This window comes from Janthinobacterium sp. TND4EL3, assembly GCF_900156175.1.
Lineage (GTDB): Bacteria > Pseudomonadota > Gammaproteobacteria > Burkholderiales > Burkholderiaceae_D > Janthinobacterium.
The window spans coordinates 108176-121010 of sequence record NZ_FTMV01000013.1 but is presented as its reverse complement, the minus strand read 5'-3'; the positions used below and the strand labels follow the sequence as shown (position 1 = coordinate 121010).

Genomic DNA, 12835 nt, shown 5'->3' with positions numbered 1-12835 from the left:
ACATATGAACGACTTCACTCACGACTACGTCCGCATCGACGGCCAGCGCCTGCATTGCGTCATCGCTGGTCCCGGCACCGGCAAACCCGTGCTGCTGATCCCCGGCTGGCCGCAAACCTGGTATGCGTGGCGCCACGTGATGGCGGCGCTGGCGGCCCAGGGCTACCAGGCCATCGCCATCGATCCGCCGGGCAGCGGCCACTCCAGCCGCCCTGCAGATGGCTACGATACGGGCGCCGTTGCCGCCACCCTGCACCGCGCCATGCTGGCCCTGGGCCACGCGCAGTACGACGTCGTCGGCCATGACATCGGCATGTGGGTCGGCTACGCACTGGCCAGCGACTTCCCGCAGGCCGTGACGAAACTGGCGCTGACGGAAGCCGTGATTCCCGGCCTGGCGCCCGCGCCGCCGATTTTCGTCGCGCCGTCGGACAACATCTTCCTGTGGCACTTCATGTTCAACCAGGTGCTGGACTTGCCGGAAATGCTCACGGCGGGCAAGGAGCGCGAATACATCCGCTTCATTTTCGACCGCTGGTCGTACCGCCGCGACAAGGTGGCCGTCGACGTGTATGCGGACGCCTATGCCACGCCGGGCGCCCTGCGCGCCGGTTTCGCCTACTACCGCGCCATACCCGAAACCATCCGGCAAAACCTGGAGCGGGCGAAAAAGAGCCTGGCCATGCCCGTGCTGGCCATCGGCGCCGACCACGCGACGAATGACGCGCCGCTGCTGACCATGCAGGGCAAGGCCGATATGTTACAAGGCGCCATCGTCGCCGAATGCGGCCACTTCATCATGGAAGAACAGCCGGAAGCGTTCATCGCCCACCTGCTGCCCTTCCTGGCGGGAGAGCGGGCATGAGCCTCGACCCGCTGATCGCCGCCTGGCTGGAACAGACGAAAGACGCGCCGCCGCCCGCCTCGCTGGCGGACCTGCGCGCGGCCACGGAAACGGGCTTGCGCCAGCTGCACGGCCCGCTGGAGCACGTGACGTCCATTACCGATTACGTGGTGCCGGGCGAGCATGCGCTGACCGTGCGCGCCTACGTGCCGGCCGGCGCGGACACTGCTCATCCTCTGCCCGCCATCGTCTTCGCGCATGGCGGCGGATGGTGCCTGTGCTCGCTGGACCTGTACGACAATCCGTGCCGCGCACTGGCCAACGCCACCGGCTGCGTGATCTTTTCCGTCGACTACCGGCTGGCGCCCGAGCACAAGTTTCCCGTGCCGCTGAACGATTTTTACCGGGCCCTGTGCTGGGTCGCCGACGAGGCGGAGATGCTGGGTATCGATGCGAAACGGCTGGCCGTGGGCGGCGACAGCGCGGGCGGCAACCTGGCGGCGGCCGCCGCCCTGATGGCGCGCGACCAGGCCGGCCCAGCGCTGGCGCACCAGCTGCTGCTGTACCCGGCGCTCGATTTCGCCTTCGACACGCCGTCCTACCAGTGCTATGCGGAAGGCCACTCGCTGACGCGGGAAGCCATGCGCTTTTGCTGGTCGGCCTACCTGAACGAGCCGGCTGAAGGCGCGAACGCCTACGCGGCGCCCCTGCAGGCCGCGTCGCTCAAGGACTTGCCGCCGGCGACGGTGCTGGTATGCGAGTACGACCCGCTGCACGACGAAGGCGAAGCCTATGCGCGGTATTTGCGCGACGACGGCGTGGCGGCGCAATGCGTGCAACTCGACGGCATGATCCATGCATCGATCCACATGCCGGGCCTGACGCCAGCGGCGCGCGGCTTGTTCGACGTGGCGGGCAAGGCCATGCGGCAAGCGCTGGCGGCATAGAAAAAAACGCGCCGGGGATGGCTCCACGGCGCGTTTTTCCTCCATCAGCTGCGCATCACTCCACCAGCTTGCGCACCTCGATGCCATTGAGCCACTTCACGTGGCGCGGCCCCGTGCGGATATCCTTGGCCGAGATGAGGGCGATCTCGCCGTCGTTGTCGTCGAGCGCCTTGCCGTTCTTTTCATAGTAGACGATCACTCCCTCGCCGGCCGGTGCGTTATACAGCTCGCCCCAGGAAAACACCACCGCGTAGCCATCCGTGGCCTTGGCGATGATGGCGAGCTTCTTGACGTCATTGTGGCCGGGCGCATCGAGCACCGCCTTGTCGAGGATGTCGCGCAGACGCACGCCTTTGTAGCTGGTGATGGTCTCGGCCTTGTCGCCGTTGTGCCGCGTGACGGCAAGCTCTCCGCCATTGGCCGGCGGCAGCAGGCGCAGGTCGGCCACCTTCAGGGACAACGGCGTTTCCACCACGCCCGTCACGGCGAGCGCGTGGCTCATATTATCGCGCGCGGGCGCCGGGTCGGCCCACGCGGGCGCCGCGGCCAGCAACGCCGCCGAAGTAAAGCCAGCCAATATTTTCTTGAACATGCTGTGTCCTTTCATGACAGTGACGAATCAGAACTGGTACTGCGCATTGGCCAGCCAGGTGCGGCCAGCGCTGGGGAAACCGTCGGCCAGCGCGTAATTGCGGTCGCCCAGGTTGCTCACACCCGCTTCCAGGCTCAAGGCCGGCAAGGGCCGGTACACGGCCTTCAGGTTCAGCGTCGTAAAGCCACCGAGTTCCAGGGTGTTCGAGACCCAGCGCCCGCTGTTCGCTTCCGCGATGGCCACCACGTCGACCTGGCGCGCCGCGTGCAGCACGGCGTGCGCCGTCAGCTTGTGGCGCGGCACATCCGTCAGGCGGATGGCGCGGTCGCTGACGTTCTTCATCTCCGTGTAGGTGTAATTGCCGCCGAAATCAAGCCAGGCGCCGGCGCGGCCGCGCGCCCCCAGTTCCACGCCGCTGATGTGCGCCCGGCCCGCATTCTGCATCTGCGAACGCACGCCGGCCACATTCGCCACGCTCTGGATCTTGTCCTTCACGTCGCTGTAGAACAGCGCCGCTTCCAGGCTGGCGCCCTGCACGCTTGCCTGGTACCCCAGCTCGTAATTCATCGCCTCTTCCGCGCGCAAGGCCGGGTTTTCGATATACGTGCCCAGGCGCTGCGAGTAGCGGTCCTTCAGGGTCGGCAGGCGCGACTTGCGCGCCGCGGTGGCGTACACCTTCGCCTCGGGACCCACTTTGTGGAACAGGCCCGCCTGCAGGTCCGTGGCCGCCTGATTGCCTGGCAAAGTATACGCATTGCCGGCGCTATACACCGTGTCCGGGCGCAGTTCGTTGCGCGATACGCCCAGCGACAGTTCCGTTGCGGCGTTCAGGGCGATGCTGTCCTCCGCGCCCAAGGTCCACAGGGCATCCTTGTACCAGGTGTTGCGCACGCCTTTGCCATCGCGCTCCTGGTGCTCGTCGGCCTTGTAGCTGGCGACAAAGCGCAGGCTGTGCGCGGCCAGGCGGAACGATTCGAGTTCCACCGCGCCGCCGTTCGTGCGGTCGTTATAGATGCTGCGCCCGCCGCTGACGCTGCCCTGGCCGCTGGTCTTGATGGTGCTGTAGCTGCCATTGGTGAACGAGGTGATTTCATTGTCATAGCTGTCGTGGTAGAGGCGCAGTTTCAGGCGCTCCTGCTGGCCCAGGCGCGTCTGCGAAACGAAGTACACGCTTTCCTTGTTCCAGTACGGCCATTGCCAGTAGCGCGCGCCGACAGGATTCGTCGATGGCGGCTGGCCCTTTTCGCCATGCTGCTTGTAGTAGCTCAGTGCATACTCGTCGCCGCCCACGGGCGTGTAGCCGACCTTGAACGACAATTTATGGTCCTTGCGGTAGGAATTGTTGCGCGTGCCGCCGTCTTCCGTGGCCGTCGGGCGGAAGTCCGACGACATGGGGAAGCCGTCGCTGTCGATGTACGACACGCCCGCCTGCAGATACCACAGGCCCTGGTTCGTGCCCACGTTGGCTGACACCTGGCGCTCGCTGCCCGAACCGAATCCCACTGACGTATCGCCTTCCATCAAAGCCGTCGGCTTGCGCGACACCAGGTTGATGGCGCCGCCCAGGGTATTGGCGCCGTAGGCCACGGAACTGAAGCCCTTGGCCACCTGGATGGCGGCCAGGTCGGCCGTCGTGAAGCGGTTGAAATCGACGTAGCCGTCATACGGCACGTAGACGGGTATGCCGTCGATGTACAGCGGCACCTGGCGCGCATCGAAGCCGCGGATGGCGACGGTTTTCTCGTTGCGCGAATTGGTCGACAGCGACACGCCGGACAGCAGATTCAAGGCGTCGCCCACGTTGTCGCGGTTAAAGCGGCGCATCTCGGCGCGGCTTACTTGGGATCCCACCTGCTGTTCCACCTGGCCTGTTTGCTCGCGCTGGCCGATCACCGTCACCGTGCCCAGCACGAACGGCGCCGCCGCATCCACGTCTTCCTTGCCAGCAGCCTGCTGCGCCAGCGCAAGCAGTACGGCGCCAGCCATTACCTGTTTCACCATCGTCATGTTTTTCTCTTCCGTTATATATCGCCCTATATAGCGATATGCAAAAAAGCGGCCGCGCATGCGGCGGCCGTCATCCAACAGCGCAATATACAGATGTATATAACGATACTCAAGCAGCAAGGCCAAAAGGCCTCGCGCAAGTCAATTTCTCACGTTTTTTTCATGCACTGCAGCATTTCGCTGTGCGAACGAATGTTTCACAAAACGGTTGACACGTCCAATTTGGCTAGGCAAACTGGTTTCCAGGGAGTTCGAAAATGAATGCAAATATGACAAATATTCAAGCCGCAGCGGATCCGGAACTCATCGTCTTCAGCGATGACGAGGAAGGCAAGGACCGCCAGTTCGTCAACGCGCTGGCGCGCGGCCTCGAAGTGCTGCGCTGCTTTCGCCCCGGCGAAGTCTTCCTGTCGAATGCGGACATGGCCAAGCGCACGGGCATCCCGAAGCCGACGATTTCCCGCCTCACCTACACCCTCACCAAGCTCGGCTACCTCAATTATTCGGACAGCCTGGGCAAGTACCAGTTGGGCGCCGGCGTGCTGGCTCTCGGCTACCGCATGCTGTCGAACCTGGACGTGCGCAAGATGGCGCGCCCGCTGATGGAAGAACTGGCCGAACATGCGCAGGCCTCCGTCTCGCTGGGCACGCGCGACCGCCTCAGCATGGTCTACGTGGAAACCTGCCGCAGCAGCGCCAACGTCACGCTGCGCCTCGACGTCGGCTCGCGCATTCCCCTGATGACGACGGCCATGGGCAAGGCCCTGCTGTGCATCCTGCCGCAGGCCGAGCGCGATTACCTAATGGACCATGCGCGCCTGCATGAGACGGAGCGCTGGCCCCGCATCAAGGCCGGCATCGAGCAAGGCTTCAAAGATTACCAGGACCGGGGCTTTTGCATCTCGGCCGGCGAATGGCAGAACGACGTGCACGCCGTGGGCGTGCCCATGCTGGGTGCCGACGGCGAACAGGTGATGGCCTTCAATTGCGGCGGCCCCGCCTTCCTGCTGTCGCGCGAAAAACTCGAATCGGACCTCGGACCGCGCCTGGTCGCCCTGGTCAAGACAGTGGAAAAAAACCTGGGCCGCGGTTAGACTGCGCGCCCCCTCTTAACAACAGATCACATCAAAGCGCCGAGGAAACCGATGATACGCGACGAAGAAACCCTGAACATCCTGCTCGACAGCATCGCCCGTTTCGTACGCGAAGTGCTGGTGCCGAACGAGGCGCTGGTGGCCGAAACGGACACGATCCCGCCCGCCATCGTGGCGCAGATGCGCGAACTGGGCCTGTTCGGCCTGTCCATTCCGGAAGCCTACGGCGGCCTGGAACTGAGCATGGAAGAGGAAGTGCGCGTCGCCTTTGAAATCGCCCGCACCTCGCCCGCCTTCCGCTCGCTGATCGGCACGAACAACGGCATCGGCTCGCAAGGCATCGTCATCGACGGCACGGAAGCGCAAAAACAATACTATCTGCCCAAGCTGGCGGCCGGCGAGATCATCGGCTCGTTCGCGCTGACGGAAGCGGGATCGGGGTCCGATGCCGCCTCGCTGCGCACGACGGCCGTGCGCGATGGCGATTTTTACATCCTCAACGGCAGCAAGCGCTATATCACCAACGCGCCCGAAGCGAGCATTTTTACGGTCATGGCGCGCACGGACCCCGTCAAGCGCGGCGCCTCGGCCATCTCCGCCTTCATCGTGGAAAAGGATACGCCGGGCCTTTCTTTAGGCAAGATCGATAAGAAGATGGGCCAGCAAGGCGCGCATACCTGCGACGTCATCTTCGAAAATTGCCGTGTGCCGGCCGCGAACATCATCGGCGGCAAGGAAGGCGTGGGTTTTAAAACAGCCATGAAGGTGCTCGACAAGGGCCGGCTGCACATCGCCGCCGTCTGCGTGGGCGCGGCCGAACGCATGCTGGCCGACGCCCTGGCCTACGCCATGGAGCGCCAGCAGTTCGGCCAGCCTATCGCGGAATTCCAGCTGATCCAGGCCATGCTGGCCGATAGCAAGGCGGAAATCTATGCGGCGCGCAGCATGGTGCTCGACGCGGCGCGCCGGCGCGACAACAAGGAAGACATCTCGACGGAAGCGTCGTGCTGCAAGCTGTTCGCCTCCGAAATGTGCGGCAGAGTCGCTGACCGCTCCGTGCAGATCCACGGCGGCGCCGGCTACATCAGCGAATACGCGGCCGAGCGTTTCTACCGCGACGTGCGCCTGTTCCGCATCTACGAAGGCACGACGCAGATCCAGCAGATCGTCATCGCCCGCAACATGATCAAGGCGGCGCAAAAGTGAGGGAGGCCGCGCTGGACATTCCCGCCCTGCTGGCCCACTTGCCGGCGCGCCTGTCGGCCATCCCCATCTATTGGGCGACGCGCGCGCCCGACGCGCCCGCGCTGCATGAAGCTGGCCGCAGCTGGACCTACGCCCAGCTGCAGCACGGTGTGGAAAGCGCCGCGCAGCTGCTGCGCCAACTGGACGTGCGCGCCGGCGACCGCCTGATGGTGGTGGGCGAGAACTGCGCGCTGCAGGTGGCGCTGATCTTTGCGGCGGCCAGCATCGACGCCTGGATCGTCAACGTCAATGCCCGCCTGTCGGCGCGCGAGATCGATACCATCGCCGCGCACTCCGGCGCGCGGCGGATGCTGTTCCTGGCCGGCGCCTCGCCGGAGGCGGACGCGCACGCGGCGCGTCTGGGCGCGGCCAGCGCCACGGTCGACGGCATGGGCGAGCTGCTGGCGGGCGAGTTGAACGAGGCGGCCATCGCGGAAGACACGGTGCCCGGCAACGAACAGGTGGCCGCGCTGATCTACACGACGGGTACCACCGGGCAGTCGAAGGGCGTGATGCTCACGCACCGCAACCTGCTGTTCATCGCCGCCGTCTCCAGCACCCTGCGCGGCTTGAGCAGCAGCGACCGCGCCTACGGCGTGCTGCCGATTTCGCACGTGTACGGCCTGGCCTCGGTGGCCCTGGGCACCCTGTATGCGGGCGCCGCACTGTACCTGGTGCCGCGCTTTTCCGTCGACGGCCTGCTCTCGGCCCTGCAGGACGATGAACTGACCATCGTGCAGGGCGTGCCCGCCATGTACGCCAAGCTGCTGCAAACCCTGGGCGGCGCCGATACGCCGCTGCCCACGCGGCTGCGCTTCGCCTATGCGGGCGGCTCGCCGCTGGCGCCGTCGCTCAAGCACGACGTGGAAAAACTGCTGGGCACCGCGCTGCACAATGGCTACGGCATGACGGAAAGCGCCCCCACCATCAGCCAGACGCGCCTGGAAGCGCCGCGCCGCGACGATTCCGTGGGCATGCCGATCCCCGGCGTGGAAGTGCGCGTGGTCGACGTGGCCGGCCAGGACGTGACGCCGGGCGAGCCGGGGGAACTGTGGATACGCGGGCCGAACATCATGGCCGGCTATTACCGCGAACCGGCCATGACGGCGGCCACCATGCGCGACGGCGGCTGGCTCAATACGGGCGACATGGCGCGCCAGGATCCGGACGGCGCGCTGTTCATCGTGGGCCGCACCAAGGAGCTGATCATCCGCTCCGGCTTCAATGTGTATCCGCTGGAAGTGGAAACGGCCCTGAACGCCCACGCTTCCGTGGTGCAGTCGGCCGTGGTGGGACGCACCCTGGCCGATGGCAACGAGGACGTCATCGCCTATGTGGAGCTGGACCCGCGCCAGCCCGCCAGCGTGGCAGAATTGCAGGCCTGGCTGGCGCAGACCCTGTCGCCGTACAAGTGCCCGTCCGCCATCATCGTCATGGAAGCGCTGCCGGCGGCAGCCACGGGCAAGATTTTAAAGGGGCAGCTGCGGCAAATGGCGCAGAATGCACGATAAGTTGACCATGTAGTAGCAGACCCGACAATAAAACCCAGCCACATCACCGGAGGAGACACGATGAAACGCACCTACACACGCATCGCCATGGCAGCGCTGGTCGCCAGCGCCTGGATGGCACAGGCCAGCGCCGACGAATTCCTGGTCGGCGCGGAAATCCCGCTGACGGGCAACCTGGCGCGCGTCGGCGCCGGCATGCAGGAAGGGATCATGGTCGCGGCCGAGGTATTCAACAAGACCAACGGCAAGCACACCATCAAGATCATCACCGTCGACGACGAATCGGCGCCCGCCAAGGCCATCGCGGCCGTGGAAAAGCTGGCCAGCCAGGGCGTGGTGGCCATCACGGGCGGCTACGGCTCGAACAATATCTCGCCCGCCTCGGACACGGCCAATAAACTGGGACTCGTCTACATCACCTCGGGCGGCGTGGACGACAGCCTGGTGGCCAGCGGACGCAAGAATTTTTTCCGCATCAATAACACGGCCGGCTACGAAAAAGCCATGCTGGGACTGCTAGCCGACGTGGGCGCCAAGTCCGTCTCCATCGTGTATTCGACCAAGGACGCCACCACGGGCCTGGCCAAGGACGTGGAAAAGGCCCTGGCGGCCAAGGGCGTGAAGGTGACGACGCATTCGTTCGACCCGGCCATTACCGACTTCAAGCCCATCATCAACAAGATCAAGCTGCAGGATAAATCGGAAGTCGTGGCCATGGTCGGCTACGAAAACGATTACGTGGGCATCATCCGCGCCGCCCGCGTGCTGAAACCGAAGATCAAGGCCATGGTGGGCGTGTGGTCGCTGGCCACGCCGAAGATGGCGGCCGACTTCCCCGACCTGATGCCGAACGTCTTCGGCACGGCCCTGCTGCCCTTTCCGACGGAATTCAAGACGGCCGACGGCAAGGCCTTCAGCGACGCCTACAAGCAGCTGTACAAGAAGGAGCCGGACTACCTGGGCCAGTTCGGCTATGTGCAGTCGATGCTGCTGTTCGAAGCGATCGCGCGCGCGGCCGACAAGGGCACGCTCAAGAAAGGCGGCGTGGCCGACGAGATGCGCAAGACGGACCGCGAAACCCTGATCGGCCGCGTGCAGTTCGCCGCCAACGGCGACAACCAGAATTTCGTGCACCGCATGGCGCAGCACCAGGACAAGAAGGTGGTCATCGTCTGGCCGAAGGAACACGCGACGGGCAAGCTGAACTATCCTGCCCTGCCCTGGTAAGCAGCCTCCCGCTGCACACGCGCGCGCCCGCCGGGCGCGTACCGATGAACGGCGGTCCTGGTGCCTCTTGCGATGCGCCAGGGCCGCCTGACGGGATCACGATATGACAGAATTAATCTTGCAAGCCCTGTATTCGGGCTTGCTGCAGGGCGGCTCCTATGCCCTGATCGCACTGGGACTGGCGCTGGTGTTCGGCACCATGAAGGTGATCAACCTGGCGCACGGGGAACTGGTGCTGCTGGCAGCCTACATCGCCTACAGCGTGGAGTCGGGACTGGGCCTGGGGCCCATGTTCGCCATCCCCATCGCGCTGGTGATCGTCAGCCTGACATCCGTGGGCGTCTACCTGATCGTCAGCCGCATCAAGAAAGACCGCGAAATCAATTCGCTGATCCTCACCTACGGCATCGGCGTGATCCTCACCAATTTCATCTTGCTGGTCTGGAAGGCCGACATCCGCTCGACCTCGTCGAGCTGGCTGCAGGAAGGCTTCGAGATCGGCCCCTTCTTCAGCATGCGCAGCGAAGTCATTTTCTTCGGCGTCAGCCTGGTGCTGATGGCCGCCCTGTGGCGCTGGCTGTCGACCAGCTGGTATGGCCGCGCCGTGCGCGCCGTGTCCAGCAACCGCGACGCGGCCAAGCTGATGGGCATCGATCCGGGCCGCACGGAACTGGTCTCCTTTCTGGTCGCCGGCATCCTGGCCGCCTTCGCCGGCGTCGCCCTGTTCAGCTATGGCGTGATCCAGCCGGCCTACGGCGGCGCGCTGACGGTAAAAGCCTTCATCATCACGGTACTGGCAGGCATCGGCTCGATACCGGGCGTGCTGCTGGCCGCCGTGCTGCTGGGCGTGGCCGAAGCGCTGACCGTCACCCTGGCCAGCTCCGCGCTGCAGGAATTGTCCGGCATGGTGCTGTTCCTGCTGGTGCTGTTCATCATGCCGAACGGCTTGTTCGGCGCACAACGGAGGCGCGGATGAAGCGCTCGACTTTGATTTCCACGGCAATCCTGCTGCTGGCCGCGTACGTCGCCGTGCCGCTGGCCCTGGGCGCCAACCAGTATGTGATGAGCATGGTGGTGGCGGCCCTGATCATTGGCGGCGTGGCCATGTCATGGGCCCTGCTGGGCAACCTGGGCGGCATGGTCAGCTTCGGCCACGCGGCGTTCTTCGGCGTGGGCGCGTATGTCTCCGCGCTGGCCACCGTGAAACTGGGCCTGCCCGTGTTTGCCGCCATGCTGCTGGGCGGCATGGGCGCGGCGCTCGCCGCCGTCATCATGCTGCCCGTGCTGCGGCTGCGCGGGCCGTATTTTGCGCTGGCCATCCTCGCCTACGCCCACATCTTCCGCATCCTGGCCACGGAATGGAGCTCGGTGACGGGCGGCGCCGGCGGCATCAACAATATTCCGGCCTTGCCCGCCGTCTTCGGTTTTGATCTGGCCAGCAAGACGGGCGCCTACCTGGTGGTACTAACCCTGGTGGTGGCATGCGCCTTTGCCTACGGCCGCATCCGCGCCAGCCATTACGGCATCGCCCTGCGCGCCATGCACGACAGCGAGGACGCCACGCGCGTCGTCGGCGTCAACAGCACCTTGCTGAAAGGCGCGATGCTGCTCGTGTCGGCCTTCATGGCCGGGCTGTTCGGCGCCTTCAACGCCCACTACATCAATTTCCTGGAACCCGACTACGCCTTCAACAGCCTGTGGGTGACGTTACCGATCGTGGCGGCCATCTTCGGCGGCTACCGCACGATACTCGGTCCCGTGCTGGGCGCCGTCGTGGTCTACCTGGTCGACCAGCTGATCTTCAAATCGCTGATCCCCACCGGCCACCAGCTGGTGCTGGGCGTGCTGCTGGTGGCGATGATCGTCTTCAGTCCGAACGGCTTGCTGCCGCTGCTGCAAAAATGGCTGAAAAACACCTTCAAAGCGAAGGAGAAACAACATGCTTGAACTCGATAATGTGTCCGTGCGCTTCGGCGGCCTGACGGCCGTCGATGCCGTCACGTTAAAAGTAGGCAGCCACGACGTGATCGGCCTCGTGGGCGCGAACGGCGCCGGCAAGACCACCCTGTTCAACGCCATTTCCGGCCTGGTGCGCCCCACCGGCGGCAGCATCCGCTTCGAGGGACGCGACATCATGGCCACGCCCATGTACCAGCGCGCACGCCTGGGACTGGGCCGCACCTTCCAGATCCCGCAACCGATGCATGAATTGACGGTGCGCGAAAACCTCGTCGTAGCGCAGCGCTTCGGCACCGGCAAGGTAGACCAGCGCAAGATCGATGAAATCCTCGATTTCACCAGCCTGGCGGACAAGGCCGGGCGCGACGCGGCCAGCGAACTGGCGCTGACGGAACTGAAAGCGCTGGAAGTGGCCAAGGCCCTGGCCACCAATCCGAAATTGTTGCTGTTGGATGAAGTGCTGGCGGGCCTGGAAACGAACGGCAAGCGCCGCTTTATGGGCATGCTCAAGGACTTGCACGCCGCCTTTGGCGTGGGCATCGTCATGATCGAGCACGATATCGAAACCATCAGCAATCTGTGCCAGCGCGTGGCCGTGCTCAATTTTGGCCAGCTGATCGCCGACGGCACGCCCGATGCCGTCTTCCGCGACCCGGCCGTCATCGAAAGCTACACGGGAGCCGTTCATGCTTGAAACGACGCTTAAGATAGAAAATCTGCGCGCCGGCTATGGCGCCATCAACGTGCTGTGGGACGTGTCGCTGTCGATTCAGAAGGGCAAGCTGACCACCATCATCGGCCCGAACGGGGCCGGCAAGACGACCTTGCTGCGCGCCATCATGGGTCTGCTGCCGGTCGGCGCAGGCAGCATCGCGCTCGACGGCACGCCCATCAACGGCACGCCCACGTGGAAGATGAGCGACGCGCGGGTCACGATGATCCCGGAAGGCCGCATGACGTTTCGCGACATGAGCGTGGAAGAAAACCTGATCATGGGCGCGTTTCCGAAGGAGCACCGCAGCCACATGCCGGCGCGCCTGGAGCAAGCCTACGCCATGTTCCCGCGCCTGCATGAACGCCGCAAGCAGCTGGCCGGCTCGCTCTCGGGCGGCGAGGCGCAGATGCTGGCGATGGCGCGGGGCCTGATGTCGGATCCGTCGTTATTGATCATCGACGAGCCGTCGCTGGGCCTGGCGCCGCTGGTGGTCAACGAACTGTTCGACATCCTCGCGCGCCTGAACGATGGCAAGCGCACCATCATTTTAGTGGAGCAGAACACGGCGCGCGCCGTGGGCGTGGCCGATCACGTCTACCTGATGCAAAGCGGTAAAGTGGCGCTGTCGCAGGCGGCCGTTGATGTCGACCTCGAGCATTTGCATGCGCTGTATTTTGCGCGCTGAGCGAGATCG

At 64.7% G+C, this 12835-nt stretch carries 12 protein-coding genes; 10 read left to right on the top strand and 2 right to left on the bottom strand.

The window, feature by feature from the left end:
* Positions 1 to 4 precede the first annotated feature (4 nt).
* On the top strand, positions 5 to 865 hold the full coding sequence (locus BXA07_RS19810; RefSeq protein WP_076570145.1) for an alpha/beta fold hydrolase: 861 nt from the start codon (positions 5 to 7) through the stop codon (positions 863 to 865).
* Entirely contained in the window at positions 862 to 1791 is a 930-nt protein-coding gene (locus BXA07_RS19805) for an alpha/beta hydrolase (protein ID WP_076570143.1), read from the top strand. The genes BXA07_RS19810 and BXA07_RS19805 overlap by 4 nt, the downstream gene beginning before the upstream one ends.
* Before the next feature lie 55 nt (positions 1792 to 1846).
* Here BXA07_RS19805 and BXA07_RS19800 read toward each other — a convergent pair whose 3' ends face one another.
* Positions 1847 to 2383, bottom strand: a complete 537-nt coding sequence (locus BXA07_RS19800) for a molybdopterin-dependent oxidoreductase (RefSeq protein WP_076570142.1) — start codon at positions 2381 to 2383, stop codon at positions 1847 to 1849.
* Positions 2384 to 2410: 27 nt separating this feature from the next.
* The gene (locus BXA07_RS19795; protein ID WP_212592344.1) at positions 2411 to 4390 is read right to left on the bottom strand and encodes a TonB-dependent receptor plug domain-containing protein; all 1980 of its coding nucleotides are present in this window, start codon (positions 4388 to 4390) and stop codon (positions 2411 to 2413) included.
* A gap of 269 nt (positions 4391 to 4659) precedes the next feature.
* On the opposite strand from BXA07_RS19795, the gene BXA07_RS19790 reads away from it, so the two are divergent.
* From BXA07_RS19790 to BXA07_RS19755, 8 genes are all read left to right on the top strand, one after another.
* A complete protein-coding gene (locus BXA07_RS19790; RefSeq protein ID WP_076570140.1) occupies positions 4660 to 5484 on the top strand; it encodes an IclR family transcriptional regulator in 825 nt (274 codons plus the stop codon).
* 51 nt (positions 5485 to 5535) lie between these two features.
* Positions 5536 to 6690, top strand: coding sequence for an acyl-CoA dehydrogenase family protein (locus tag BXA07_RS19785; RefSeq protein WP_034782861.1), 1155 nt, complete (start codon positions 5536 to 5538; stop codon positions 6688 to 6690).
* Positions 6687 to 8240, top strand: a complete 1554-nt coding sequence (locus BXA07_RS19780) for a class I adenylate-forming enzyme family protein (RefSeq protein WP_076570138.1) — start codon at positions 6687 to 6689, stop codon at positions 8238 to 8240. Before BXA07_RS19785 ends, BXA07_RS19780 begins: the two co-directional genes overlap by 4 nt.
* 60 nt (positions 8241 to 8300) lie before the next feature.
* Positions 8301 to 9467: an ABC transporter substrate-binding protein gene (locus BXA07_RS19775; RefSeq protein ID WP_076570136.1), complete on the top strand. Its 1167-nt coding sequence runs from the start codon at positions 8301 to 8303 to the stop codon at positions 9465 to 9467.
* 103 nt (positions 9468 to 9570) lie between these two features.
* Positions 9571 to 10443, top strand: coding sequence for a branched-chain amino acid ABC transporter permease (locus BXA07_RS19770; protein ID WP_035817692.1), 873 nt, complete (start codon positions 9571 to 9573; stop codon positions 10441 to 10443).
* The gene (locus BXA07_RS19765; RefSeq protein WP_076570134.1) at positions 10440 to 11414 is read left to right on the top strand and encodes a branched-chain amino acid ABC transporter permease; all 975 of its coding nucleotides are present in this window, start codon (positions 10440 to 10442) and stop codon (positions 11412 to 11414) included. The genes BXA07_RS19770 and BXA07_RS19765 overlap by 4 nt, the downstream gene beginning before the upstream one ends.
* Positions 11407 to 12120 (top strand): ABC transporter ATP-binding protein, encoded by a 714-nt coding sequence (locus tag BXA07_RS19760; RefSeq protein ID WP_076570132.1) that lies wholly within the window; start codon positions 11407 to 11409, stop codon positions 12118 to 12120. The genes BXA07_RS19765 and BXA07_RS19760 overlap by 8 nt, the downstream gene beginning before the upstream one ends.
* Entirely contained in the window at positions 12113 to 12826 is a 714-nt protein-coding gene (locus BXA07_RS19755) for an ABC transporter ATP-binding protein (protein ID WP_076570130.1), read from the top strand. The genes BXA07_RS19760 and BXA07_RS19755 overlap by 8 nt, the downstream gene beginning before the upstream one ends.
* The last annotated feature ends 9 nt before the right edge of the window (positions 12827 to 12835 follow it).

What these genes read in the sequence shown, in the direction of transcription:
- BXA07_RS19785 (WP_034782861.1), top strand. Translation starts at nt 5,536, where the DNA reads ATGATACGCGACGAAGAAACCCTGAACATCCTGCTCGACAGCATCGCC.
- BXA07_RS19775 (WP_076570136.1), top strand. Translation starts at nt 8,301, where the DNA reads ATGAAACGCACCTACACACGCATCGCCATGGCAGCGCTGGTCGCCAGC.
- BXA07_RS19805 (WP_076570143.1), top strand. Translation starts at nt 862, where the DNA reads ATGAGCCTCGACCCGCTGATCGCCGCCTGGCTGGAACAGACGAAAGAC.
- BXA07_RS19755 (WP_076570130.1), top strand. Translation starts at nt 12,113, where the DNA reads ATGCTTGAAACGACGCTTAAGATAGAAAATCTGCGCGCCGGCTATGGC.
- BXA07_RS19800 (WP_076570142.1), bottom strand. Translation starts at nt 2,383, where the DNA reads ATGTTCAAGAAAATATTGGCTGGCTTTACTTCGGCGGCGTTGCTGGCC.
- BXA07_RS19760 (WP_076570132.1), top strand. Translation starts at nt 11,407, where the DNA reads ATGCTTGAACTCGATAATGTGTCCGTGCGCTTCGGCGGCCTGACGGCC.
- BXA07_RS19765 (WP_076570134.1), top strand. Translation starts at nt 10,440, where the DNA reads ATGAAGCGCTCGACTTTGATTTCCACGGCAATCCTGCTGCTGGCCGCG.
- BXA07_RS19795 (WP_212592344.1), bottom strand. Translation starts at nt 4,390, where the DNA reads ATGACGATGGTGAAACAGGTAATGGCTGGCGCCGTACTGCTTGCGCTG.
- BXA07_RS19790 (WP_076570140.1), top strand. Translation starts at nt 4,660, where the DNA reads ATGACAAATATTCAAGCCGCAGCGGATCCGGAACTCATCGTCTTCAGC.
- BXA07_RS19770 (WP_035817692.1), top strand. Translation starts at nt 9,571, where the DNA reads ATGACAGAATTAATCTTGCAAGCCCTGTATTCGGGCTTGCTGCAGGGC.
- BXA07_RS19810 (WP_076570145.1), top strand. Translation starts at nt 5, where the DNA reads ATGAACGACTTCACTCACGACTACGTCCGCATCGACGGCCAGCGCCTG.